The sequence below is a fragment of the Paenibacillus albidus genome, from assembly GCF_014644435.1.
GTDB classification, from domain to species: Bacteria; Bacillota; Bacilli; order Paenibacillales; family Paenibacillaceae; genus Paenibacillus_AQ; species Paenibacillus_AQ albidus.
In genome coordinates this window covers 55,478-80,051 of record NZ_BMKR01000004.1, presented here as the reverse complement: position 1 = coordinate 80,051, position 24,574 = coordinate 55,478, and the positions used below count along the sequence as shown (strand labels likewise).

Genomic DNA, 24,574 nt, shown 5'->3' with positions numbered 1-24,574 from the left:
TGTTCTCTTGCGTTCATTTCGATATAATAGCAAATAAACGAACGGAGGCAAATCATGGAAGGCCCCAGCAGAAAAGAACCATTCCGGTATGTCATGAATCAGCCCATCGAATGCTGGCTGGAAGTGCCGGCCGGCAATACCGGGCCCGGTGCCGGAAAATTAACGGAAGGTGTGCTTCTGGACCTCAGCCGTTCAGGATGCAAGGTTCGCACCTCACTTAACCTCCGATTTACGGCAGGCGACACCAAGCTTATCATTCATTTTCAATTAAATGAGGACAAGCTGCAGTTTGAAGGCAGCGTGCGATGGGGCTGGATGTTCGGACTTGGCCAATACCAGTACGGCGTCAGGTTGGATCTTGACGAAGCTGAAGAAGCCATGCTTCTGCATGAACTGGAACTATGGACCAGCTCAAGCAGTCCTGAAAGTATATAAGGATATGGAAGACAGACGCCCTCCGGCATGGAGGGCGTCTTGGTTTTGATCTATAGAGAGGTGCAGCAAGCGAAGTCTTTAACACTCCACTCTTTTCTTGAACAATAACGTAATGATCCAGATCGCCACAGCGGCCACCCCAACCTCAAAAAGAGTGGACCATACATTATAAGTATACCGAGTCACAACCATCCCATCGCTGACTGTGCTCTCGATATGAAACTGAAAAGCATTGCTGAGGGTTCCGGCGGCATTTCCGAACATGATCTGCTCTGCCAGCGTCAGCAGGTTCTGCAGCAGGAAAAAAATCACGATACCCATCCAGACCTTCCCGCGGGTTCGGACACTTGCGGCCACCGTGATGGCCAGCATGAGGATCGTCATCAGAAAAAAAGCGCTCCACATCATTTGCAGCATACTACTGGCTAACACCTGCCAGAAGTCTTCCGGCAGCCATGAGGCATCATACAGCAGATAGATTCCCATGTGCAGGATTGCAATAAGAGTCAGCCCTGCCAACAGGAGCAGCAGAAGTATGAGCGTTGACATGATATGGGCTATCGGAGCAACGGGCAGCAAATTGCGGCTGAAGGAATGAAGATTATAGCTGAATGACCGGCAGGCCTGGATCAATAAGACCATCCCGGCGGTGACATAAGTGCCCAGACTAAGGAGCAACAAGCTTGTTGTGCCCCATGCTGAGATCTCAGAGGTTATCCATAATCCTGCCTGCAGCAGGACCATTACCACAAACAACCCCAGAATCTGGTCCCGGTTGCGCAAAAAATCATATTTTACCAGCTTTAGCATTCCGCGTACACCTCTCTGAACAATTCATCAATGCTTTTCCCCTGCTGAAGACGAATTTCTTCCACTTCGCCATGCATGATAAGCTCCCCATCTTTTATAAACATCACATCATCAAAAATCCGCTCGATGTCCGTCACCAGATGGGTGGAGACCAACAGGGTACTGTCTTCTTCGTAGAACTCCACCAGCGCGTTAAGAATTGCAGTCCGGGCTACCGGGTCCACTCCGCCAATCGGTTCATCCAGTAAATAAACACTGGCCCGGCGCGACAGCACCAGAGTCAGCTGCAGCCGTTCATTCATTCCTTTGGACAGATGCTTCACGCGGTCCTTGGTCTTCAGCTTCATGAAATCCAGCATCCGCTCTGCCTTCTCCCGGTCAAAGTCCGCATAGAAATCGGCGTAATACGTAAGCGCGTCCCCTATATTCATCCAAGGCTCCGTCAATGGACGATCCGGCATATAAGAAATCAAAGCTTTGCTGGCCGGACCTATCCGCGTCCCTTGCACCGTGACCTCCCCCGAAGAAGGATAGGTCAATCCGGCGATTATCTTCAACAAGGTGCTTTTTCCGCTGCCGTTGCTGCCGAGCAGTCCGGTGATCTTGCCTGCAGCAAGCTGAAAGGAAACGCCGCGCAGCGCTTTTTTGGCTCCGTAATTTTTCGAGACCTCATGCACTTGAAGTACCGTGTCCATCCTCGTTATCCCCTCAATTCTACTCATTTTTCTCTACGCTTTCCTTGACCGCAGCAACAATATCATCTTCCTTAAAACCCAAATCCTTCATGCCGCGGATAAAACGGTCCAAGATGTCTTTGGCCATCTCTTTTTTGATCATCATAATTTTCTCTTCCTCTTGTGTGACATACCTGCCCATACCGCGTCTCGTCTCCACAATCCCTTCGCGTTCCAGTTCCTGGAACGTGCGCTGCACTGTATTGGGATTAATCTGCAGCTCTCCGGCCAGCTCGCGCACTGATGGAATTTTATCGCCAGGGCCCAGCTTCCCGGTTACAATCTCCCCTTTGAGATAATTCATGATCTGCAGATAAATCGGCAGATTATTATCGAATTCAATCTTCATAATCAAGCAACGTCCCTTCGTCTGAACACGGTAAAGCTGATTAGCAGGAAAAGAAGGGTATACACGGAAAGAACGATGCTGGAAAAACTGAGTGTCATGCCCGGCAGGGGGGCTCCCCCATCCTGATAGACCGACAAATTCATGTTCGGAAAGAGCATATATTTGTAGAAATCCCGGAATATCATAATCTTGTCAAGCATGATCACAAACATCGTAATACCGATTGTGGCTCCCGTAGAAGTCGTCAGAATCCCCATCATAAAACCAAAGGTTACATATACCGCCGTGTAAACCAAGCCATACAGCAAAGACATTAGAATCATCTGTACATCGAGTGATTGGATACCGTCAGCGAACCAGATCATTTCAGCAGTAAATCCGGAAATCAGCGTTACCAGCGTAAGAGTGAATCCGTATAAAAGGGCTGTCATATATTTGGAGCCCAGGATGACCGTTCGGCTGCGTGCGCGGATCAGCAGAAATTTAATCGTGCCGAGGCTGTATTCTTTGGCTACCATGCCAGCTGTTCCAATCACAGCCAGAATCGTAACGATCTGGCCGATGCCGCTCGGCAGTAGAGAATCTTTCATGAAGGCTCCGCCGGGCTCGGGAGTCTGAGTACTGAAGGTATGGCTGACATAGCCCACCAGTAGTGGCAGTACCAGAACAATCAGAAAGGGAATCAGAAAGGACTTCTTTCGCGACATTTTTAGCCATTCATTTACGATCAGTCTGTTGAAATTACGCAATTTGATTGCCTCCAGTCCATTTCAGAAATTCTTCCTCCAGGCTTTGCTTGTCCTCACTTATCCGGTATAGACCCACCCCGCGTGCGCCAAGCGCCTTCACAAAATCCGGAACCCGGCTATCCATCATTTTGACCCTGATTTGCCGAATTTCCGGTTCAGCCTCCATAAGCTCGACACCTTCCTGCTGCTCAGCGACAACCACTGCCGCCTCCACAGAATCCACACGCAGCGTGAGAATCACATGCTCATCTGTTCTGCGCGCCGTGCCCAGCTCGGACACCGTAATCAGCCGTCCATTCTGGATGACTACCGCCCGGTGACAGATCTGCTCAATCTCGGCCAGCATGTGGCTGGAGATCAGGATCGAAATCCCTTCAACTTCCGCAATGGTCCGCATATATTCACGCATTTCGCGAATGCCTGCCGGGTCCAGCCCGTTGGTCGGCTCATCAAGAATCAGCAGCTTGGGCCGGTGCAGCAGCGCTTGGGCGATGCCCAGCCGTTGCCGCATCCCCAGTGAATAGGCTTTGACTTTCTTGTTCATCGCATCCTGCAGCCCGACCAGCCTCACAACCTCATCAATACGCCCCGGTTCAAGCTGATCGGTCATACGCTGATATTGTCTGAGGTTCTCAAGCCCTGTCATATAGGGATAGAACTCCGGATTCTCGATAATAGCTCCAATGTGGGCAATAGCGGAATTAAAATGCTCGCGCATGCTGTACCCGTTAACAATCACGTCTCCTTCGCTCATCTTAATGAGCCCCGTCATCATCCGGATGGTCGTTGTTTTACCGGCCCCGTTGGGTCCCAGCAAACCAACAATCTCCCCCTTGCGGATTTCAAAGGACAATTTATCTACAATCGCCTTCCCTTTGATGATTTTGCTGACCCCTTTCATCTGCAGCACGGCTGCCGAATGATGCTGTACTGTGGTTTCCTGGTTCATACTTTCATCCCCTACAATTAGTTTGGATTACCTGCTGAAAAAACATCGTGTCTGTGTATTAGTTAAATAGTACACTAACATTTTGACGTTGTAAAGTAATTGCAGGGAAAATCCTCCAAAATCAAATACGAAGAGCCCGCATCCGATGCGGGCCTTTTACGCTGAAGATATGACGATCAGCTTTATTCATTTTGACTAATGCCGGGATGCTTAAAAAGGCGTCCCGGAAATCCGTTTGCACGGTAACCGGGACGCCCTTCAGGCCTAATAGCCGAAAAATATTATTGATTCTCTTCTCTTTCAAGCAAAGCGGCAATTAGTGTCGCCGCTTCAGCACGAGTAACCGATTTAGCCGGACGGTATGATCCGTCGGCATACCCTTTCACCGCGCCAAGACCTGTCAGCACGTTCATAGAGTCTTTCGCCCAGGCGGAAATCTCCGTATGATCAGTGAATTTGTTCGGATCACTGCCCTCATTCTTCAACTGAAAAGCCCGTACTGCCATAACCGCCATTTGCTCGCGGGTTACTTTATCTTCCGGGGCAAACCTGGCAGCACCCACACCATTAATGATTCCCGCCTTCACTGCTGCTTCTACGGCCGGCTCTGCCCAGTGCCCTTGCAGATCGGTAAAGGAACCGCCGTTCTCTGCGCCAAGGCCGAGCGCCTTCACGATCAGGGCGGCGAATTCGGCGCGTGTCATTTCCCGGTTCGGCCGGAAGGTCCCGTCTGCATACCCGTTAATTACGTTTCGGGCATACAGTTTATCAATGGCAGATTTGGCCCAGGATTCGGCTAAATCCTTGAAAGGAGCCGCGGCAGGTGCTCCGCTGTCCCCAGCGTTCGGAGTAGAGGATGGCATTCCGCCCTTGCCGGCCGTCTGGCCAGGTGTTGCTGTCGGTACTGCTGTTGCTGTGGGTGCAACCGTTGCCGATGGCATCGGAGTAGGTACCGGTGCCGGATTGGAGCTGCCGCCTCCGTTGCCGGGCGCCGGAGTTGCTGCCGGAGCAAGCACCTCGATACTGACCTTGGCGGTATTGGAATCCTCCAGACCATCGTTTGCAACAAAGATGAAGCTGTCCATTCCGGTATAACCGCTCGCCGGTGTAAAGATGAAATTCCCGTAGACTTCATCAGTTATTGTGACTGTGCCGTGCTGCGGAAGAGCAGTCACACGGAAATGAAGTGCATCTCCGTCAGGGTCAGTAGCGGACAGCCGTCCGGTTACCGCAGTGTTCAACTCGGTCTGCAGTTGTAGCGAGCCGGCCGTGGCCTTGCCATTCGGCAAGATTTGAACAACGGCATAAGCAACATTGGTAGTGTTCTCACCATTTGTGAACTGGAAACCCATAATATCTATACCCGAAGCCCCATCATAAGCAAGATATTCAAATTCACCGTAGGTGGAATCTGTTACGGAAACCGTTCCCTTGGCCGGTTGCTGCACCAAAATCACAGTGTTCCCGGCACTGATACTTTCCAGGCTCAAGGCATCACTCAGGCTACCCGTGAGTTTTCCGTTCTGCTTTACAGTATACGTGAGATTGTCCGCCTTCCATTCCGGTGACTGTTCCGGCATTGCTGAGATTTGTACAATGACAGCCGCTTCCAGCGATTGATTCTTGCCGTCCGTGGCCTGGAACGTGAAATAGTCCACTCCTTCTTGGCCATCTGCCGGAGTATACGTGAACGTCCCGCTGGCAGCATCCATCACCTTGAGGGTGCCTTTAGCCGGCTGTTTAACTACAGCGTACCGCAGCGGATCGCCATCGGCATCCGTAGCCTGGAGCTTGCCTTGGTAGACTTCTCCTGGAGTGACTTTAAAATCGCCGTTCAGTGCTTCAGGTGTATGATTCGGCAATACAGTAACGTCAATCCGGGTCTCCTCTGAATACTCTTTACCATCGTAAGCCCGGAAAGTGAAAAAGTCAGAACCATTGTAATTATATTTTGGAGTGTATTTAAAGCTTCCGTCAGCCTCATTTAATATTATTGTTCCATTGGACGGCTCTTTAGCAAGATGATAGGTCAGCGGATTCTGGTCCGCATCGGTTGCCGTAACACGGCCATTCAGGACGGTGTTTTGTGAAACGGAAACAGTGTCTGCAGCCGCCACCGGTGTTTCATTTTCGTTAATCAGGAACTCGCTTTTGTCCAGCGCATGGTCTGTGATACGGATTTCATTAATTCCGCCGTTGAACCCCTTTTCAAAGATATTATCATAATGATAAGCACCGACGATCCAAGGAATCGGTTTGCCGTTTCTCATAGCCGTGGCAATTCCTTGCGACTCCCCGCTCGTTCCTTCGTTGTTGCGCAGCACCGGCGAGCCGTTAACGTACATATAGCTTAGATGTCCGTCATTGACAACGGCGACATGTACCCAATCGAACATGGTCTCGCCCGACCAGTTGGTTTTCAGCCCGTTCAGGTTGGTAGGATATACGGCCCACTGCATTTCTTTGAGGGTAGACACGGAGAGTGTCGCAATAGGCTCGTCCCGGTCACCGTCAGTTTTATTCGCATCTTTCCCAGTGCCGCCGCGGGCGAGTACGCTCATCCAGCCGTTTTTAGCAGCATCAAAGTTCTTGGCGATACGCACAAAAGCTTCGATAGTATAACCGTCCTTGAACTCCATAGCATTCATTGGCGCCTCGTCTACGGTTTGCAGATAAGAGATTTCATCAGGGTTTTTGTAGCTGGAGATTTGCAGGCTTCCAGCGCTCTTGGAGAAAGGTGATTTGTCTGTAGACCACTCCATCGTAATATCCGGCACATCTTTGGTCATTTGGTCAACCCGGATCAGATTGTTGCCATTTCCCGTCATATCCTTAACGTTAAATGAACCGTCTGCCGGAGCTTCGAACTTCCAGTGTGCCACCTCCCCGCTGCCCATACTTGCACTGCGGATCTTAACCGTAACACTCCCAGGTGAGGAATCGGCTTTGCCGTCACTCGCCTTGAAAGCAAAAGTATCTGTTCCCGAGGCATTCTCAAACGGTGTGTATGTGAAGGCACCGCTAGCTTCATCTGTTAAGGTTACAGTGCCGAGCGTCGGCTTGGGATCAAGCAGCGCATAAGAAAGCGCATCCCCGTCAGCATCTGCCGCCTTTAATTTACCTTTGAACGTTTGCCCGTTTTTGACCGTAATATCCGTATTGACAGCTTGCGGTACCCGGTTCTGACTGTCCCAGATCCCCTTGAAGCGCTCATTAAAATTCATATGTACCGTAAATTTAGCCTCAGGCTCCGTCAATTCCTCCAGATCATACGAATCATCACGGGTGTCTTCCGGAAGATTCATTACCCATGGGGAGAATGTCTTGGCTGTAATGGTTCCTGCATCCAAATTGAAGTCAAGCGTGCGCATCAGTCCGTTTCCGCCCATATAATAACCTTGATAATCAATCAGTGACATGAACACTTCATGTCCATAATCATTGGTCTTCACCATGGAAGCTGAGCCATGATTGTGCCCGCTTAAGGTTAAAAAGATCTGATCGTTGCTTTTGATCAACTGATCCCACAGCTTTTGCCCGTTATCGGTCATCGTTGCCGTTTTGCGGTCGCTCGCAATGTTCAGTAGCTCATGGGTAGCCAGAATGGCCGGATAACTTGGGTTCTCCTCCAGAACTTTATTGGCCCAGGCTAATGTATTTGCACCCGCTCTCCAATCCAGGAACAGAACGAGAAAGGTTTTGCCGTTGCCTTCGAACGTATAATAAGAGCTATAGCCTTTGGGGGAGACCCCTGCAACCTTGTCTTTCATCCGGACAGCCGGTTTGAAATACTGGTTGAAATATTTATTATATTGATCGTTATCATTGCGGTTGTCATCATCTACCCAATCGGCAACATCATGGTTTCCCGCAATATATCCGTAACGGGCTCCGGCAGCATCCAGGATCTTCATCGCCTTGTCGGCATTGATCCATTCGTCCTGCTTGGTCCGTTGATCGACAATATCGCCGAGATGTGTAGTGAATACGATATTCTCACTGTACTGAAACCGTTTGATCCACTCCGTTTGCGCATTGTAAATTTCAGGTTTATACCTGGAATACATTTGTGTATCCGGCAGAACCGCAATCTTAAAGGTTCTCTCGGCGGCGGCTTCGGCATGATTCTGTGGCAGCCCGAACCCTGTCATGTTGGTAAGTCCCGACATAATAACGATACATAATAGAACTTTCATGATGTTTTTTCCCGTTAATCTCATAATGCGTCTCTCCACCTCATTACTTTCTAGTATATTGGTGTGCACCTCACTTCTGAATAAGGGCACTACTCCATAATAGAAAGGGAATGTAATAGACGGCTTCGACTAAGATCAAGGGGGTGTTAATATGCAACTTTTCTACAACTGCTTACCGGAAGCCTTACCTTCTTTTACAGCCTGTACTTGGTACATATTCACGCTGGTGCTAACCACATAAGCCGGCTTCTCCTGCCCCCTGCTCTTGGGGTGGCCCTCCAGATGTGCGTCACTTTTCTCCCAGTTCTTCCAGGCTTCCTCTGATTCCCAGCGAATCATCACCAGAACTTCTTCTTGCTCTTTGTTCCTTTTATTGACCATCACTGTATAATCAATCAGTCCTTCCATTTCATATAAAGGGCCGGGGCCACTGAAGCGTTCGACTACTTGTTCACTGTTTCCTTTTTCAACGATAATGGATCTGGTTTGGATTAACATGAATTATTCCTCCTGGCCAAAAGCTGCTGAACCTATTCATAAGCTATGGCATGATTATTTTGCTGTCTCTGTTCTAATTGAAAATCATTATCAATGCTAGTTCGCAAACCAATGTTAAAAATACTTTACTTTGTGTATTATTTATATTACATTATGTACACATACTTTTACTCGAAGTATATTTCAACGTACAGGAGGAGCAAATGATGTCCTATCAAGAAAAAAAGAACGTTGTTTCTTTATTCAGCACCATAGTGATTTTTGGCTTCTATTGCTTATATGTGTTTCAAACCTACCCGGAAGCCGTCCAAGAGTCGGCAGAAACCTTCCGTTTCTGGGCTTCTGTCATTCTAATCTTGATTCCGGTGTCGATTGCCGCCAAAATCATCATCACTATCGTGTTCAACATTATTTACAGAATAACTACAAATGAAAAAGAACCTTCCTTTACTGATGAGCTTGACAAGTTAATTGAATTAAAAGCGTCCCGGAATTCTCATTATGTGTTTATACTTGGCTTTGTTTTATCGATGGGATCGCTGGTCCTGAACATGCCGCCTTATGCGATGTTTATCATCCTTATTTTCTCGGGGCTGCTGTCAGAGGTGGTTGGAGTAATCACGCAGCTCTATCTTTACCGGAGAGGTGTCTAGAATGGGTAAATTGCTTATTCGCAGCAACGTTCGGAAATTACGATTTGAACATAATGAGATGACACAACAACAATTGGCTGAAAAAGTAGGGGTAACCAGGCAGACCATTGTATCCATCGAAAAGGAAAAATACTCCCCTTCTCTCGAATTGGCTTTTCGGATTGCGCTCGTCTTCAACTCACCGCTCGAAGAAGTGTTTTTTTTAGACAATAAGGAGGAGTATTTATGAAAGCCATCGTATGTACAAAATACGGAACACCGGAAGTTCTTCAGCTCAAGGAGGAAGCCTTACCTGTACCCAAGGACGATGAAGTACGGATAAGAATACATGCAGCAATTGTAACTCCTTCTGACTGTGCTTTCCGCAAGGCCGACCCCTTTGCTGTCCGATTAATGTATGGTTTCAGAAGACCAAAAAATGCAATATTGGGGGTAGAACTGGCCGGTGAAATTGAATCCATAGGCAAAAACGTAAAGTTATTTAAAGAAGGTGACCAGGTTTTTGGAGTTAGTCCAAAAAGCTTCGGTGCTCATGCCGAATACAAATGTCTGAGTGAAAACGAAACGCTGGCTACAAAACCGGCCAATATGGGCTATGCTGAAGCCGTCGGCGTCTGTGACGGGGCGTTAACAGCATTGATTTTCCTTAGAGATGCTGCAAAGATTCAGCGTGGACAAAAAGTTCTTATTAATGGTGCTTCTGGAGCAGTCGGGGCTTATGCAGTCCAACTCGCCAAATACTTCGGTACAGAGGTTACCGGGGTATGCAGTGCCGCGAATTTTGGATTAGTTAAATCCCTGGGAGCTGCCAAAGTAATTGATTATACCCAAGAGGATTTCACCAAAAATGGTCAGACCTATGACATTATTTTTGATGCGGTAGGCAAAAATTCATATTCACGCTGCAAAAGCTCGCTAAAACCAAAGGGTGTCTATCTCTCCACTGCCCCTTCACTGGGAATTATGCTCCAGATGTTATGGACTTCAAAAATCGGCAGCAAAAAAGCGATGTTTACGGCTGCAGGCCTAAGACAGAGTAAAGAAAATCTGGTCTTCCTTAAAGCGCTTGTTGAGGCGGGGAAGCTACAATCGGTAATAGACAGACGTTATCCGCTCGAAGAGTGTGCCGAGGCTCACAGGTATGTGGAAAAAGGACATAAAAAAGGAAATGTGATCCTAAGCTTGGAGCCTTCCCCTGCGGAATAATAAAGGCAAAAAGCCCGCGACCTACGGGGGCTTTTTACAGCAAATTATCGTTTAACCGCCAAACAGTAGTTCACATTATCGAATGCCGTTATTTTATGTGCAGGCTGGCTGTCATTGTAGGCGTGAAACAGTTGTCCGGTAATTTCTACAGGAGTCAAATGCTGATAGATAAGCATGTCGGCCTCTTCCAACATCTGCTCCAGCTCCGAATAAGAATAGCTTGCCTGCATGGGCTCCCCTGCCCGCGCGGCCATCATCACCTGCTTCTGCGCCCGTTCACCTGCCTGCGACGTGAACGTCTGCTCATCGGGATAATCAAAGACGATGCTGCTGCCGGTCGGGAGCAATGAAGCAATCGCTGACAAGAATTGCTTAAACACATCCTTGGGTAAATAATAGCTGATTCCCAGCAAGCTGCTAAAGCTGATTAGAGCAGGGTCAAAAGCGGGGTTGGCCAGCACACGGTCCTGCCAATCCGGATCACGAAAGTCGGCTGAAATGCAGTGCAGATTGGACGGCGCATCCAAATGCAGGGCCGATACACGTCTGCGTTTGTCGGCTGCAGTAGCAGGATGATCGATTTCAAAGATTTGCAGCTTCGCTGCCCACTCCGGCTGGCGGTAAGCGAAGGTGTCGTAACCTGCGGCAAAAACAATATATTGTCTGGCACCCAATGTGGCGGCAACCGCAAGTGCCTGTTCAGCAAATGCTGCCCTGCCAAGTGGAGATGGAGACAGTTGATGATCAACGATTCTGCGCAGCGCCTGCTCCTGTGAACCAGCAAACCCGGGCTGGAAAAAAGCAATCGCCTGTGACATATTGCTGGCAATATTCTCGTATTCCTCATCGGTCAATAGTTGTCTGGCCAGTTGATCATCAAAAATTTTGATCTGATTATGCTCTGCGTGATACGCTCTTGAGAACGCACTGACGAGCGCAGTTAAACTTTTATTTTCCATTCTCCATCACCTCATCTCAGTTGTAGCATTAAGAGGGTGAGTGAAACAATACTTGATTTTTTTGTATTTTTATGGTATAATATAAGCAGTAATTTTATAAAATTCACACTTCCGCCACATTTAGGGGCGATTTTTTTTGCCCAAATCATGTTGCAAGCCAAAAACGGAAGTACCCGTTGCAGTTGTAATTTAGCTTCTCCCCATGTATCTCTACATCAAAATGCTGGAGAGATGCATAATCGCCATAGACTTCAACCGCTTGTCCTCAGGAATGTTCTCATAAAGAAGATGTTCCTTGCCCGCCTCCTGCATATGTTTACGCATCGCAGCAATACGACCTTTGTTGAAATCAATGAACTGGAAATCCACCTGGCGAAGGTTTTGCATTTGCGCAAGTCCAGCAAAAGCCTCTGCCTTGATCCCCGTATTTATTTCCGACAACACCAGCTGCTCTAGTCTGTCGGCCGCCCAGATGCTCGCTACCGACTCCAGAGATTTCATATATTTTAATTCCAGTTCCCGCAGGTTCACCAGCTTGGAGAAGTCGCATAGCTGCTTTACTTTGGACAAAGTCAAACTTAAATAAGCCAGCTCCCTGAACTCTCCAAGTTCCGAAATGTCAATCAGATTCGGGATGGAAGACAAGCTCAGCATTTTCAGCTTCGAGCCGGCAAGCGCGTCGAGCGGACAAGTTATTTTACAGTTATCCAGCATCAAATAAATCAGCGGCAAATTCCGGGCAAATTCCAATTGCTTAACCGTGCAGCCTAGAATCAACGTATCCAGATGGATACAATCCGCGAGCGGCGTCAAATCAACAAATCCTCCCCTTAGTTCCAGGAACCTTAATTGCTTATACGCCCGGATAAAATCAAGATTTAGCGGCTTGGCAGTATGGAGACGCAGGAATTCAATCCTGTTCAAGGCTTCCAGCTTGCTCAGATCCTGTTCCTTCCGGAAATCCAGCTGCAGCGCCTTTACATGCTTTAATCCCGCAAGCAACTCCATGAATTCCTCCGAATATCCCCCTTTTTTCCCTGTTGCCCAGACATGCAGGATCAGATCCGGCCGTTTGGCAAATACCCGCTCATCCAGCTTGACCAGATCGTCCGCGTGGTCTGTCTCATACGCAAAACCAATTGTAGCCCTGTGTCTCAGCTTTTGAACAGCTTTATTCATTTTGGCTGAAGTCCAAGGAACGCCACTCATCGAGTGAACCCATTCTTCTCCCATAGTAGTCCCCCTCTCCCTATATTCTGCTAATTATCCTATTTGCGTTGTTGGAACGCAAATAACTCCATGTTGATTTTGCACTCGTAAAAATTCACTTTCCGAGTCATTGGCTTTATCATATAATTATCTTTTTAATAGATTTGTATTATGACCCTGGAGGATTACCTTATGGCAAGACCTTTATTTGCCCGGCTGCAGGGAAACAGCCGGGGCTGTCTGGCCTTTGAGCCGTTTTTCCTGATCCCGTTCAGCATGTTCTCCACCTATGCCACCCTTTATATGTACGAGCTGGGGATGACGGAGTTGAACATTGGCTGGATTACCACCATTGGACTGATCGTGCAGGTGTTCTCTTCTTTGCTCAGCGGATATTTAACGGACCGTCTGGGACGCAAGCGGGCTATTTTATATTTTGACCTGCTTAGCTGGAGCTTGGCTACTTTATTGTGGGCCTTTTCGCAGAACCTGTGGTTTTTTGTGGCGGCTGCCGTCATAAACGGCTTCCAGCGTGTGCCGCATATTGCCTTTTACTGCCTGATTGTAGAAGACACCCGACCCGCCGACAGGACTTATGTGTTCACATTGCTGCAGATCATCAGTGTCATCGGCGGGTTGTTCGCACCACTGGGCGGCCTGCTCGTGAACCATTACGGAATGGTCCAGGGCATGCGGATCATGTATGTGCTCGCTTTTCTTTTCATGACCTTTCAATTCGTGGGCCGTCATTTAACCACCCGCGAAACCGAAGCCGGGATCAAAAAACGTCTGGAAACGCGTGAGCTGGGACTCAAGCAGAGCATGGTCGAATATGGCGGCGCTTTCCGTGAGCTGTGGGCAGACAGCAATCTGCTGCTGATCTTTGGTGTGTACATCCTGTTCAACTTTCAGGCGACGTTGAAGACCACCTATCTGTCGCTGTATCTGGCAGATTATTTGTTGCTGGAGAGCGGCATCATTTCCCTGTTTCCGGCAGTTTCCTCCGTAATTATGCTGCTGACACTTTGGCTGCTTATGCCCAAAATCCCTGATCAGAGTGCCAATCGCTCTATGATGGCAGGCTTTGGACTCTCCGCGCTGTCGAATGTAATGCTGGTGGTATACCCTTCGTCCAGCCTTGTCTGGATTGGGTTCAGCACCATACTGGCAGCAGTGGGCCTCATGATCAGCTCACCTTATCTGGAAGCTGCCGTGCAGAATGCCATCGACGACGATAAAAGGGCTAAAGTTTTCTCTATGCTCTCCGTACTGATCCTGCTCTTCACTGCACCTGCGGGCATCATCGGCGGTTGGGCGTACAAGCTGGACCCGCGTATCCCTTTATGGCTGGTTACAGCAGCATTTGCCGTCTCCTATTTGCTCCTGCATCTCTACCGTAGACGAAGCGGCAAAAATTGATGGCACGAAAAGAACTATTCGATTAAGCATTCCAAGTGAAAACGGCTACGCCGTCCTTTTAAAGGACGGGGTGTTTCAGCGAGAAATAGAAGGATAATATATAGCGTGAAACATATAAATTCTTATATTTTCAAAAAAAGCCGGGATTTCCTCCCGGCTCCTGCTCTCATTTCCTCTCTTCCATCATCGCTTGCCTCATTTGCTCCTGCATCTCCAAGCTCCGGGCAGAGAGCTGCCGGATATCTGCGGACAACAGCTTTACCTGCTCGCACAGTACCTCCGACTTATCGGTCCCCTCCAGAAAGCGGCTTACAAAATGCAGAAATACATCCACTTTTCTTAACTTCATCAGTGTGGGGAAAGCGGCAATCTCAGCTTCAGCAAGGCGCACCCGGCGGCTGTAGCCCCGGCAGAATTCCTTAACCTTCTCTTCTTCACCGGCTTCCCCCAGAAAACCCGACAAAATGACCGCCGGCTCCATCGCCCGCACATCCCGGGTACAGAACTCAAAATCCAGCAGCGCAGCCACTTGCCCGGGATCGCCTCGCTCCACCAGCAGATTGGAAGCATTCAGATCTCCATGCACAAGCTGATGGGGCAGCTGCTCCAGTTCACTCAATGAATCAACAATGTCCTCATAAGCCTCGAGCAGAACGTTCAACTCCAGCTGCAGCTCCCTCAAAGGTTCCGGCGGATGTTGGCACAACTCCCGGATGCTGTCCCTGCTGCACAGCGGATAGGCGTGCTGAAGTTCATAATAGGGCCGATACACCGGCGACAGCTGTGTATTTACTGCTGCAAGAGCTGCGGACATTTCCCCTGCCGCTTCGCCAAAAGAAAAGGCATAACCGGTATCTTCCGCCACAGGAGATTCACCTGCAATATATTTGAACAGGCAGGCATATTTGCCCTCCTCCGTAAGTGCCAATGTAACACCGGATTCCGTCGGAATTGGCATGGGTACCTGAAATGATAAGGGCAGCTGGCCCAGCTCATGTAAGATGTCATGTTCAAATTCGATCTTGTCTTTGTCCCTGTGCGTGTTATAAATGCGCAGCACCGCCCGCTTTGCTCTATTTTCCACAAAAAAGGTTGTATTGTTCCATCCTCCGGCGCGCTGCTGAATCGTTCCATTCCATTCCGGCCAATGACGTTTTAGTAAATATTCCGTAGCCTTATGCTCCTTTCTCTGTATAACCGCCTGGTCGTTCCCCCCTTATTTTAACAAAAAGAAAGAGCTTGAACTACCAGCAACGAAGGAGTTGGAAGTTCAACTGTCCCGGCCAATGCTGACAGAACGGCACAGAAATTGTCCGCCAAATCCTTGCTCCGAATCACATTTAACCCGGATACTTTCACCTTCATATGAAAAATCAAGCTGGAGGATCACATTCTTATCCTCGAACGGGGAAAGGTTGTCTTCATGGACACCGTCAAAGCGGAAGACAATGTGCTGCGAGGCGGGGACAGCGGGAGAGGAAAGAATCGCCAGCAGCAGATTTTTGTCTGTACCGCGCTCGGTCACCTCCCAGGCCACACAGGAAATTTCATGGTAATGAAACGGAGGCATATAGCCGTAGCTCTCGATAAGCTGCTCCGCCCCTTGGATGGATTGTAGAGGCGAGAATATCCGCTTGAGTTTCTGCATGTGCTGCAGCTGGGGACCATATTGTGGACTGGCATAGATCAGCAGTGATTCGGGGCGAGAATCCATCACCACGGCCCTAAAAGCTGCCCAGGAGGAAGTGCCGGCTGTACCCACTGTTATTTGCACCCAATCATACTGCACCACGTCCAGCAACTGCGGTTTATGGAGATGCAGCCGATACCCCATGTTCTCGTGCTGCGATCCCGGAAACCGCAGGGCCTCAGACACAACAGAGCGTACCTGAACGTTCGAGTCCGCGCCGCTCTTCATGCCATTGCCTTGAATGCACCGACATAAACCAGTTGATTATAGGCTTGACCGGGCTTGGCACTGCCGTCAAAATCCATTAGGCTGACACAATGAGTGGCTCTTTTTACCCCATATTGGAGGCAAGCTGCAAACAGTTCGTCCTCGAACTGTTCCGAGAAAGGCACTTCAAGCAAGACGTCTTCAACCTTAAGCACTTCCCCTGCGTTATACTCGGCAAAAAAATCATAGTCGAACCATTCCATACCCGTGTCTGTACAAAACCCGCAATCCGCTCCGTATTCATCCTGGTCGAAATAGTGGCTCCAGGTGTCGTCATCCCCGGTATAAGTGCCTACCCAAACGTGAATCTGATGTTTTTGCAGATGCTCTGTTCCGCTCATATGAATACCTCCTGTAATGTTGGACTGTAGATGTTTTGCCGCTACTTCTGTGTTACCCGTCAAGTTGTAGGCCAATATATTTCACTGGATCGGCCATGAAATCCGCGAATTTGGCCAAAGCTTTGTATTCCTGATGTTCTACATCGTAGTAACCGATTTTTTGCGAGCCTGCATGCCATACGATGAGGATATCCGTGTAATTATCCACTTCAGCGGATAAGCGCAGCAGCTTGAGCCGCCCAATCTTCATCTCGATGGTGTCCGTCAGACAGAAGAAATCAAATGTCTTCTAGTTTGTACATCTGTTTTCACTCCATGTTCGTTTAGAATTTCAGATTGCATACTTGCTGCGGTGAATATCAGCACACGGCCATAAGTATGCAGAGAGGTTCAGGACCCGTTGCTTGCCGCTTTCCAGACCTCCGTTACCATGATCGGCGCTTTGCTGCTGAGCTCACCGCTGCCCTCTGCTGTCCACAGCGGCGGATAATAGCTAAACACCTGGCCTGGCTGAAGGTTGCCGACAGCATCCTGCCAGCCCTCCCAGCGAAACGTTTCATAGAACAGATTCAGATCCCCCTCAGCCAGCCAACCGATGAAACCGGAATAGGTTAGTTCAGTAGATTCCCATTCCAATGTATCCGGGGCAAAATAATAGATATGGCCCGTCTGGCCAAAACGTCCTGTATCCAGTCCGAAAAACCCGCCCGCCATATCATAAGCCACGATCAGCATCCCACAAAGTGCCGGGGTATCCTCAAAACCCGATAACCCGTTCCACGAAGTCAAGCTGCCATAAATGCCGTCTCCACCCGCGCCAAGCAGCGAAATCCACCCATGCTCAAACACAATCCCGCCGGTCTCGTAGGCAATAGCTCCCAAATATGACTTGGTGCTCACCTGCAGACGAACCAGTGTATTCGCGGCGGCTTCCGGTTCCGCAGTTATCGTTCTATATGTACTTATTCCTTGGCTTAACAGCTCTCTGACTTCCTCCCAAGCGTGATTCTCCACATCGACAAGTTCCTCTACAGATAATGAGTACATAAGCTTCCGCCTCTCCTGTTTACAATCTCTACTCGATCCTGCTTTCCTCTCACTCCTGACATACCCTCTCCATATATACCCGTATTCAGCATCCGGTTAATCTCCAATTATTTGTCATTCGTTCAGGCCGCTTCTATAATAAAATCATATTGAGAGCGAAAGGCAGGGATACATATGATTTACGTAGCCTTATTAAGGGGCATCAACGTGGGCGGCAACAACAAAATCAGCATGAAGCTGCTGAAAGAAACCTTTGAACAAGCAGGACTCACTTCCGTGACAACCTACATTAATTCCGGCAATATTATTTTTGCAAGTCAAACCTACCCGCAAGAGCAGCTGCCTGAGGTACTCGAACAAGCCATCGCCAAGGATTTCGGCCTAAGCATTCGGGTGATCGTCCGCAGTATGGATGAGATTCGGACAGTCATTGAAGCCCTTCCTGATTCATGGAGCAACGATGAGCAGCTGAAAAGTGATGTGATGTTCCTTTGGGATGAGGTCAATACAGCCTCTGTACTGGACGAGCTGCCGCTTAAGTCCGGGATTGGCACTCTAATCTATGTATCTGGTGCAATGCTATATTCTGTGGAACGGGAGAACGTCAATGCAAGCGGAATGACCAAGCTCATCGGCACCAAACTATACCGTTATATGACCGTCCGCAATGTAAATACCACACGGAAAATATACCAGCTGATGTTAGCTGCCGACGAGGGGTCCGCAATGTAGGTAGTTCTACTCCCCATATAGCCAGCTCCTGATCAGCATTCCGGGGCCGCGAATGATAACATCGAAGCCCAATTCATGAATGTATACTAATTAGCGGCTATTCCGCTATAATTAATTCCATAATAAAGTAGGCAAAGGATGGGATACTTATGGAATCTACCGTTTCCAAACGCTGGCTGCTGGCCAGGCTCTATGAACCGGAGTTGACAATTGTGGATTGCCGTTTTACGCTGGGGCAACCCCAGGCAGGCAGAGCAAGTTATGAGCAAGAGCATATTCCGGGGGCGGTCTATCTCGATTTGGAGCTGGACTTGTCCGGCCTGGTAGAGGAACACGGCGGACGCCATCCACTGCCTGACCCGCAAGCATTCGCTGCGCGGCTAGCGAAGCTCGGCATCGGGGATGATTCACGTATTGTCGCCTATGACGACGAAAGCGGTATGAACGCCGCCCGTCTCTGGTGGCTGCTTCGTTATCTGGGACACGAACAGGTCTACATTCTGGAGGGCGGCTTCAGCGCCTGGAAGGCAGAGAAATTCCCGGTTACGGATCATCAGCCGGTGCGGGTGCCGAGTTCTTTTCAGCCGAATGTGCAGACACAGATGCTGGTTGACGTGGACAAGGTGCGCCAGGTTTCCGCAGAGACCGGACTTGCTAACCCTCCGTCTTCGGCCCTCCCTATCCTCATCGATTCCCGTGCCCGCGAACGATATTTGGGTTTGGAAGAGTCCTTGGATAAGAAGGCCGGACATATACCGGGCGCCTTTAACTTCTTCTGGAAAGACACGCAGAATGCAGATGGAAGCTACAAGAGTGCCGAAGAGTTGCAGGAGCATTTCTCCAAGCTGGATAAGGACGCTGAGATCATCGTCTACTGCGGCTCAGGCGTAACTGCCTGCCCGAATGTGCTGGCGCTGGAGCGTGCGGGATTCAATAATGTGAGATTGTATCCCGGGAGCTGGAGTGATTGGATTTCGTATGAGGAGAATGCGGTGGCGACGGGGGAAGAATAAAATTAGCACGAAATATGTATAAGGAATTTGGAGGACTGAACCAGCAGACTCATACGTCTCTTGGTTCAGTCCAATCATAGCATTAGATTGCTTTCTCGGGTTTCTTTACCTCTACTCCATTGAGGATTAAATGCAAGTGGATCTCTGCCTTGAGTGAATCAGAGACGGCACAATACTTCTCCTCAGCCATCAGGATGGCTTTCCAGAGCCGGTAATCGGGGACATCCCCATCGATATGAAAGAACAGATCAATCGCTGTAAATCCGGAAGGATTCGCTTCCTTGCGTGTGCCATCTGCTTCAATTTCAAGTCGTGTGATCCCAGATAGGAATCGGTCCAGAATCATCGTGATATCGATACCCATACAGCCTCCCAAACCAGCCAGCAGCAATTCCATGGGAGTCATGCCTTCGCCGTTTCCGCCGTATTTGGGAGTTGCATCCATCTCTACAGAATAACCTGAAGGTCCTATAGAATTAAACATCCGTTTACCCTTCCAAATTGTCGAAACTTTCACTATATTTTAACCTTCTTCCTTAAATTTCATTGATCTGACGCAAGAATCTGCGCGTCCTTTCCTCTTTTGGATCTTCAAAAAACCGCTGCGGAGCCGCTTCTTCGATGATGTTCCCATCTGCCATCAAAATGATTTTGGTCGCCACTTCACGGGCAAACTTCATCTCATGCGACACGACCAGCATCGTCATGCCCTCCTGAGCCAGCTCACGCATCACACTCAGCACCTCACCCACAAGCTCGGGATCAAGCGCAGAAGTAGGTTCATCGAATAACATTACTGCGGGTTCCATGGCCAGAGAACGGGCAATCGCCACTCTTTGTTGTTGCCCGCCAGAGAGCCGGGAAGGATAATATTCTTCACGGTCCGCCAGTCCAACGCGATCCAGAAGCTTTCGGCCTATAGTTACAGCTTGATCCTTCGGCAGCTTCTTCACGGTGATCAGACCTTCGATCACATTGCCGAGCGCTGTTTTGTGTGGATATAGATTAAATTGCTGGAACACCATCCCGCTCTGCTTGCGGATATTCCTGGTGGCCTGCTGACGCAAACGTCTGGAGGCTGTGGCATCCACCACAATACCATTTACTTCAAAGCTGCCACCTGAGATGTCCTCCAGACCATTTAAGCAGCGAAGCAATGTGCTTTTGCCTGAACCGCTCGGTCCCAGGACGACGACAATATCTTGTGCTGCCACCTCTATATTAATGCTCTTCAGCACTTCATGATCCTGAAAATGCTTGGATAAGCCTGTAGTCGTTATCATGTTAACGTCATCTCCATGTTTAGTAAGCTTTGGCTAATCTCCGTTCGAACCGTTCCAGGATGAAGGCCAGCCCTGTACTCATAATCCAATACATCACTCCGATCCCCAGGTAAAAAGGCATATATTGATAGTATTGGGCAATGAGCAGCTGTGCTTGACGCAGCAGTTCGCTGACCGTGATAACCGAAACGAGTGAGGTCTCCTTCAGCATACCAATAAACGTATTCCCCATAGGTGGAATGGCAATGCGCATAGCCTGGGGCAGCACAATTCTGCGCATCGCCTGCCATGGCGTCATTCCGGTTGAATAAGCAGCCTCCAATTGTCCCTTCGGAACAGACAGAATGGCCCCGCGAAACGTCTCAGACAAGTAAGCCCCGGCATTCACACTAAGCGCAATATAGGCTGCTGTAAGGGAACCGAGCGTAATTCCATAATCCACAAGCCCATAATAAATGATAACAATCTGTACCAGGAGCGGTGTACCGCGAATGATAGACACATAGAAACGGGCGATCCACCGAATCGGCAGATTCCCTTTGAGGCGGGCGATAGCCACCACTAGTCCGATGATCAGACCGAAGAACATGGAGACAAGCGTCAGCAGTAAGGTAAAACCGGCTCCCTTCAACAAGAAGGGCAGGTTGTCGAACACGAGTTGCATAGATACTACCCCCTTCCCGCCATAGGGCGCACGCTCCAACATTTATTTTGCGGGTGTCTCATTGAACCATTTTTGAAAAAGAGTATCGTAGGTGCCGTCTGCCTTCATATCCGCCAAAGCTTTATTCATTGCATCCCGCAGTTCTGTATTATCCTTGTGAAGAGCTACACCCGCCATATCGGATTTGATTGCTTCACCAACCGCTTTAATCTGAAAGCCATTCTCATCCACAACCGGTTTCAAGGCATACAGATTATTAATGGTAGCATCAATCCGTCCTGCATCCAGATCTTTCAGTGAGGTAATGACGTCATCATACGTCTTGATCTCGAAATCACCTACTTTTGGCAGCACTTCGGTACGCAGGTAGGTTTCATCGTTCGTTCCCAGTCCAACCCCAATCTTCTTCCCCTTGAAGTCTTCCAGCTTCGTGATATCTGTATTTTTAGTATTGACGATAATTTTGACATTGTTCGTGATGTAAGAATCCGTGAAATCAATTTGCTTCTTACGTTCATCTGTTATCGTAACCTGGCTAATAACGATGTCGAATTTCTTTGCTTGCAGACTTGGGATCAGCCCGGAGAAATCCTGAGTCGTGAATTCTGCTGTCACTCCAAGACGTTTGGCAATTTCCTTGGCGATATCAGGGTCAAAGCCATCTACTTCTTTCTTTTCATTCAAAAAGGTATACGGTGGATAGGTTCCCATTGTACCGACCTTGATCACGCCCGCTTCTTTAATTTGTTCCAGTTCATTTGTTGCTTTAATTCCCGAGTCCGAGTTCCCTCCGCAAGCACTTAGAACCAGACCGAACACTGCTAGAGCTGTTATTGTAACCACAGCAAATTTACGTTTTATCATATGGTTTCTCTCCCTTTTTCTATATTCTTCCCAACAATCCGTAAAATTCGAAATTGGCCAATTCAGTGGCTAATTGCTGTGCAGAGGCTTGCGCAACCTTTGTATGAATTTCTTCGGAGCCAAATAACCAGCGTGAGAGCAAACCGTCACACATACTCATCAACAAAGCAGCGCGAAGCTCAACCTCTATTCCCTCAGGTAGCATTTGAAGCTCTATCGCTCTTTCTATATTGTGGCGAAAAGCTTGCTCCATCGCATTTCGGGTAGCCGAAATACGGTTCCTTATTGTTTGGTCGGCCCCATTTCCCATGAGGAGGATCTCCATAAGATGGCGGTTATCTGCGGCGAAATTGAACAACCGGTGGAACAGAACTTCTGAAGCTTTTACCATATCCGTTATATCTCCGGGATCTTGACGATAACCTTGGGATATCACTTGCAGCAGCTGTTCCTTGCCCGTTTCGATAATCTCCAGCGCAATGGCTTCCTTACTCTTAAAATGCCAGTAAAAGGTTCCTTGGGCTACGCCCGCTTCCTGAACGATGTCAGATATTTTCGTCTGATGATATCCGTGTCGGGCAAACTTCTCTAGCGCTATCTTCATCAGTTGAGTTCTACGATCTATGTTTCCGTTGTTTTCATCTATAAGCAATCCATACCCCCCTCCCGATTGATTAGTCAGTCAGTTATCTTTTTTTAAATCCTATAGGATAACTGTGTTATTGTCAATGGATTCTTGATATTTCGTCCTATTATCAGCTACACGACATTTTTTGCTACGGTTGACTAATTTACTAACACAACTTATTTTCAATCTGTTTGAGGTAGGTCAAAGGGTCTCGACGAAAACGTCTGCGTTTCGTGGTTTCGTTCAGTCGTCTGGTCCAACGGCGACGTTTCGTTTTCGTTGCGTTCTATTTAGTTGAATCATCTTCTGGTGACTTATTACCAAACAACATACCAACAAGCGCAAACAAAAGAGCTACAAGTATTCAGTAACATTTCACAGCAACTAGAATGTTCTCAATTCTTAGTTTATCTTTTCTATTGTTGTAACAGGTAACCAACGCCACGAAGATATCCTTTTATCTTTGCTAGAATACGGTCCAGATTCCTCCTCAGTGGGCGAATTCCCGTCGATATATTTGAACCGCCGCTCCGCTTTCTCAGCGTTCCATTCCACTCTGGCCAAAGCTGGCTTACAATCGTATCTATAGGCTTATGCCCTTCTCTTATTTGTTTTTGTAACGAATCTCCCGCAATCGGATCTTATATATGTAAGGTGGTGAACAAGTGGCTGATGTAGAACAAATCTACGAGCAATATTTTCAGGATGTATACTTATTTGCGTTGTCTCTAAGCAGAGATCAACAGATTGCCGAGGAGATTACGCAAGAAACCTTTGTAAAAGCAGTGAAAAATATTGACCAGTTCAAAGGCAATTGTAAAATCAGTGTCTGGTTGTGTCAAATCGCAAAAAACACCTACTTCAAGTATATGGACAAACAAAAACGCTTCGATCTGGGCGACCCACAGGAAAAAACACGAGGAAACAACCTCTCGATTGAACAAAAGCTGATTGACAAAACAGAAGCCCTGCGAATCCATAAGCTGCTGCACAGTCTGAAAGAGCCTTATAAGGAAGTCTTTACGTTGAGGGTATTCGGAGAGCTGTCCTTTGACCATATCAGTGAGGTTTTTGGCAGAACAGAAAGCTGGGCCAGGGTTACATTTCACCGCGCAAGAAACATCATACAAGACTTATTAATGGAGGAAAATTGATGAACAAACTGTCCTGCGAAGTCGTCGGGGATTTGCTGCCGCTCTACTATGATGAGGTGTGCAGCGCAGATACCAGGGAATCGATTGAGGCCCACTTAGCTACCTGCGAGCAATGTACCACCGCGTTGCACAAGCTGCAACAGAGCAGCAATCTGCCTTTTGAGGTCATAGTGAAGAACAAACAGGAAAGCACCGGTCTGGCCAGCTTCAAAGGCTACTGGCACCGCTCCAAAGCTGCGGCATTTCTCAAAGGTCTGCTCCTGGCCACAGCCGTGTGCGGCGTTATCATTCTAGGGTATACCGGCTTATTCCGCTGGAATATTACAGAAGTACCCTCTAATGTTATCAAGATCACCGATATAAGCCGGCTCAAGGACGGAAAAATCGCTTATCATGTGAAAATGACCGATGGATACCTGGTGAATCGAGTCAAAGGCCAAACGGAGGGTGACGGAATCTTTTATATAACTCCTATGCGGCCTGTCATCAAAACCAGAAAGTCTGCGGAGATCGGGCTTGGCAACAGGTACGACACTATAGACCTCGAACTATTAAATGGCAAACGCACAGACCCCTCCACGAAAATCAAGGCCATATATTATGGGCCGGAGGATGACAAACCGATTCTGATCTGGAAGCAAGGTATGGAGCTGCCGCCGGCAACCGCTGCCGTCGAAGCTCAGTTTGTGGACCGGAATTAGCTATTTTTGGATCATATCCTGCCA

28 protein-coding genes are annotated in these 24,574 nt (G+C 48.4%); 9 read left to right on the top strand and 19 right to left on the bottom strand.

Going from position 1 to position 24,574, the window contains the following annotated elements; genetic code table 11:
- Positions 1–54 precede the first annotated feature (54 nt).
- Positions 55–435, top strand: a complete 381-nt coding sequence (locus tag IEY53_RS05430) for a PilZ domain-containing protein (RefSeq protein ID WP_189022774.1) — start codon at positions 55–57, stop codon at positions 433–435.
- 78 nt (positions 436–513) lie between these two features.
- On the opposite strand, the gene IEY53_RS05425 is transcribed toward IEY53_RS05430, so the two are convergent.
- The 7 genes from IEY53_RS05425 to IEY53_RS05395 form a co-directional block, all read right to left on the bottom strand.
- Complete coding sequence (locus tag IEY53_RS05425; protein WP_189022772.1) at positions 514–1,245, bottom strand: hypothetical protein; 732 nt, start codon at positions 1,243–1,245, stop codon at positions 514–516.
- The gene (locus IEY53_RS05420; protein ID WP_189022770.1) at positions 1,239–1,940 is read right to left on the bottom strand and encodes an ABC transporter ATP-binding protein; all 702 of its coding nucleotides are present in this window, start codon (positions 1,938–1,940) and stop codon (positions 1,239–1,241) included. Before IEY53_RS05420 ends, IEY53_RS05425 begins: the two co-directional genes overlap by 7 nt.
- Positions 1,941–1,959: 19 nt before the next feature.
- Positions 1,960–2,328, bottom strand: a complete 369-nt coding sequence (locus IEY53_RS05415; RefSeq protein ID WP_189022768.1) for a GntR family transcriptional regulator — start codon at positions 2,326–2,328, stop codon at positions 1,960–1,962.
- Positions 2,329–2,330: 2 nt separating this feature from the next.
- On the bottom strand, positions 2,331–3,077 hold the full coding sequence (locus tag IEY53_RS05410; protein WP_189022766.1) for an ABC transporter permease: 747 nt from the start codon (positions 3,075–3,077) through the stop codon (positions 2,331–2,333).
- Positions 3,070–4,026 (bottom strand): ABC transporter ATP-binding protein, encoded by a 957-nt coding sequence (locus IEY53_RS05405; protein ID WP_189022764.1) that lies wholly within the window; start codon positions 4,024–4,026, stop codon positions 3,070–3,072. The genes IEY53_RS05410 and IEY53_RS05405 overlap by 8 nt, the downstream gene beginning before the upstream one ends.
- A gap of 281 nt (positions 4,027–4,307) precedes the next feature.
- Entirely contained in the window at positions 4,308–8,222 is a 3,915-nt protein-coding gene (locus IEY53_RS05400; RefSeq protein WP_189022761.1) for an Ig-like domain-containing protein, read from the bottom strand.
- Between the two features lie 162 nt (positions 8,223–8,384).
- The gene (locus IEY53_RS05395; protein WP_189022759.1) at positions 8,385–8,720 is read right to left on the bottom strand and encodes an antibiotic biosynthesis monooxygenase; all 336 of its coding nucleotides are present in this window, start codon (positions 8,718–8,720) and stop codon (positions 8,385–8,387) included.
- Positions 8,721–8,926: 206 nt separating this feature from the next.
- On the opposite strand from IEY53_RS05395, the gene IEY53_RS05390 reads away from it, so the two are divergent.
- From IEY53_RS05390 to IEY53_RS05380, 3 genes are read left to right on the top strand one after another with little or no spacing between them, the layout of a single operon-like run.
- Positions 8,927–9,373, top strand: a complete 447-nt coding sequence (locus IEY53_RS05390; RefSeq protein ID WP_189022757.1) for a hypothetical protein — start codon at positions 8,927–8,929, stop codon at positions 9,371–9,373.
- A 1-nt stretch (position 9,374) separates the two neighbouring features.
- Positions 9,375–9,602, top strand: coding sequence for a helix-turn-helix transcriptional regulator (locus tag IEY53_RS05385; RefSeq protein WP_189022755.1), 228 nt, complete (start codon positions 9,375–9,377; stop codon positions 9,600–9,602).
- Positions 9,599–10,579 carry an NAD(P)-dependent alcohol dehydrogenase gene (locus IEY53_RS05380; protein ID WP_189022753.1) on the top strand — a complete coding sequence of 327 codons (981 nt, stop codon included), beginning with the start codon at positions 9,599–9,601 and terminating at the stop codon, positions 10,577–10,579. Before IEY53_RS05385 ends, IEY53_RS05380 begins: the two co-directional genes overlap by 4 nt.
- 44 nt (positions 10,580–10,623) lie before the next feature.
- On the opposite strand, the gene IEY53_RS05375 is transcribed toward IEY53_RS05380, so the two are convergent.
- The gene (locus IEY53_RS05375; protein ID WP_189022751.1) at positions 10,624–11,538 is read right to left on the bottom strand and encodes a class I SAM-dependent methyltransferase; all 915 of its coding nucleotides are present in this window, start codon (positions 11,536–11,538) and stop codon (positions 10,624–10,626) included.
- Between the two features lie 210 nt (positions 11,539–11,748).
- Positions 11,749–12,771 carry a leucine-rich repeat domain-containing protein gene (locus tag IEY53_RS05370; protein ID WP_189022749.1) on the bottom strand — a complete coding sequence of 341 codons (1,023 nt, stop codon included), beginning with the start codon at positions 12,769–12,771 and terminating at the stop codon, positions 11,749–11,751.
- A 168-nt stretch (positions 12,772–12,939) separates the two neighbouring features.
- Here IEY53_RS05370 and IEY53_RS05365 point away from each other — a divergent pair, with 168 nt between their 5' ends.
- Complete coding sequence (locus IEY53_RS05365; protein WP_189022747.1) at positions 12,940–14,166, top strand: MFS transporter; 1,227 nt, start codon at positions 12,940–12,942, stop codon at positions 14,164–14,166.
- Between the two features lie 166 nt (positions 14,167–14,332).
- Here IEY53_RS05365 and IEY53_RS05360 read toward each other — a convergent pair whose 3' ends face one another.
- The 5 genes from IEY53_RS05360 to IEY53_RS05340 all read right to left on the bottom strand — a co-directional run bounded on the left by IEY53_RS05360 (position 14,333) and on the right by IEY53_RS05340 (position 17,511).
- Positions 14,333–15,361: a phosphotransferase gene (locus tag IEY53_RS05360; RefSeq protein WP_189023148.1), complete on the bottom strand. Its 1,029-nt coding sequence runs from the start codon at positions 15,359–15,361 to the stop codon at positions 14,333–14,335.
- Positions 15,362–15,436: 75 nt separating this feature from the next.
- Entirely contained in the window at positions 15,437–16,084 is a 648-nt protein-coding gene (locus IEY53_RS05355; protein WP_189022745.1) for an Imm50 family immunity protein, read from the bottom strand.
- On the bottom strand, positions 16,081–16,464 hold the full coding sequence (locus IEY53_RS05350) for an immunity 22 family protein (RefSeq protein ID WP_189022743.1): 384 nt from the start codon (positions 16,462–16,464) through the stop codon (positions 16,081–16,083). Before IEY53_RS05350 ends, IEY53_RS05355 begins: the two co-directional genes overlap by 4 nt.
- Positions 16,465–16,516: 52 nt before the next feature.
- On the bottom strand, positions 16,517–16,714 hold the full coding sequence (locus tag IEY53_RS05345; protein WP_189022741.1) for a hypothetical protein: 198 nt from the start codon (positions 16,712–16,714) through the stop codon (positions 16,517–16,519).
- 140 nt (positions 16,715–16,854) lie between these two features.
- The gene (locus tag IEY53_RS05340; RefSeq protein ID WP_189022739.1) at positions 16,855–17,511 is read right to left on the bottom strand and encodes a DUF2625 family protein; all 657 of its coding nucleotides are present in this window, start codon (positions 17,509–17,511) and stop codon (positions 16,855–16,857) included.
- A 174-nt stretch (positions 17,512–17,685) separates the two neighbouring features.
- Between IEY53_RS05340 and IEY53_RS05335 the strand changes: the two genes are divergently transcribed.
- The gene (locus IEY53_RS05335) at positions 17,686–18,243 is read left to right on the top strand and encodes a DUF1697 domain-containing protein (protein ID WP_189022737.1); all 558 of its coding nucleotides are present in this window, start codon (positions 17,686–17,688) and stop codon (positions 18,241–18,243) included.
- A gap of 149 nt (positions 18,244–18,392) precedes the next feature.
- Positions 18,393–19,256 carry a sulfurtransferase gene (locus IEY53_RS05330; RefSeq protein ID WP_189022735.1) on the top strand — a complete coding sequence of 288 codons (864 nt, stop codon included), beginning with the start codon at positions 18,393–18,395 and terminating at the stop codon, positions 19,254–19,256.
- Positions 19,257–19,338: 82 nt separating this feature from the next.
- Here the strand turns inward: IEY53_RS05330 and IEY53_RS05325 are convergent, their stop codons facing one another.
- The 5 genes from IEY53_RS05325 to IEY53_RS05305 are packed head-to-tail and all read right to left on the bottom strand — an operon-like array spanning position 19,339 to position 22,671.
- Positions 19,339–19,773 (bottom strand): OsmC family protein, encoded by a 435-nt coding sequence (locus tag IEY53_RS05325; protein ID WP_189022733.1) that lies wholly within the window; start codon positions 19,771–19,773, stop codon positions 19,339–19,341.
- Positions 19,774–19,792: 19 nt separating this feature from the next.
- Positions 19,793–20,539, bottom strand: a complete 747-nt coding sequence (locus tag IEY53_RS05320; RefSeq protein WP_189022731.1) for an amino acid ABC transporter ATP-binding protein — start codon at positions 20,537–20,539, stop codon at positions 19,793–19,795.
- Positions 20,540–20,558: 19 nt separating this feature from the next.
- On the bottom strand, positions 20,559–21,203 hold the full coding sequence (locus IEY53_RS05315; protein WP_189022729.1) for an amino acid ABC transporter permease: 645 nt from the start codon (positions 21,201–21,203) through the stop codon (positions 20,559–20,561).
- Between the two features lie 42 nt (positions 21,204–21,245).
- The gene (locus tag IEY53_RS05310; RefSeq protein ID WP_189022727.1) at positions 21,246–22,067 is read right to left on the bottom strand and encodes a substrate-binding periplasmic protein; all 822 of its coding nucleotides are present in this window, start codon (positions 22,065–22,067) and stop codon (positions 21,246–21,248) included.
- A gap of 19 nt (positions 22,068–22,086) precedes the next feature.
- Positions 22,087–22,671 carry a TetR/AcrR family transcriptional regulator gene (locus tag IEY53_RS05305; RefSeq protein ID WP_189023146.1) on the bottom strand — a complete coding sequence of 195 codons (585 nt, stop codon included), beginning with the start codon at positions 22,669–22,671 and terminating at the stop codon, positions 22,087–22,089.
- A 689-nt stretch (positions 22,672–23,360) separates the two neighbouring features.
- On the opposite strand from IEY53_RS05305, the gene IEY53_RS05300 reads away from it, so the two are divergent.
- Together IEY53_RS05300 and IEY53_RS05295 are read left to right on the top strand one after the other, a co-directional pair.
- Positions 23,361–23,849, top strand: coding sequence for an RNA polymerase sigma factor (locus tag IEY53_RS05300; protein WP_189022725.1), 489 nt, complete (start codon positions 23,361–23,363; stop codon positions 23,847–23,849).
- Positions 23,849–24,550, top strand: a complete 702-nt coding sequence (locus tag IEY53_RS05295; protein ID WP_189022723.1) for a zf-HC2 domain-containing protein — start codon at positions 23,849–23,851, stop codon at positions 24,548–24,550. Before IEY53_RS05300 ends, IEY53_RS05295 begins: the two co-directional genes overlap by 1 nt.
- Positions 24,551–24,574: the final 24 nt, after the last annotated feature.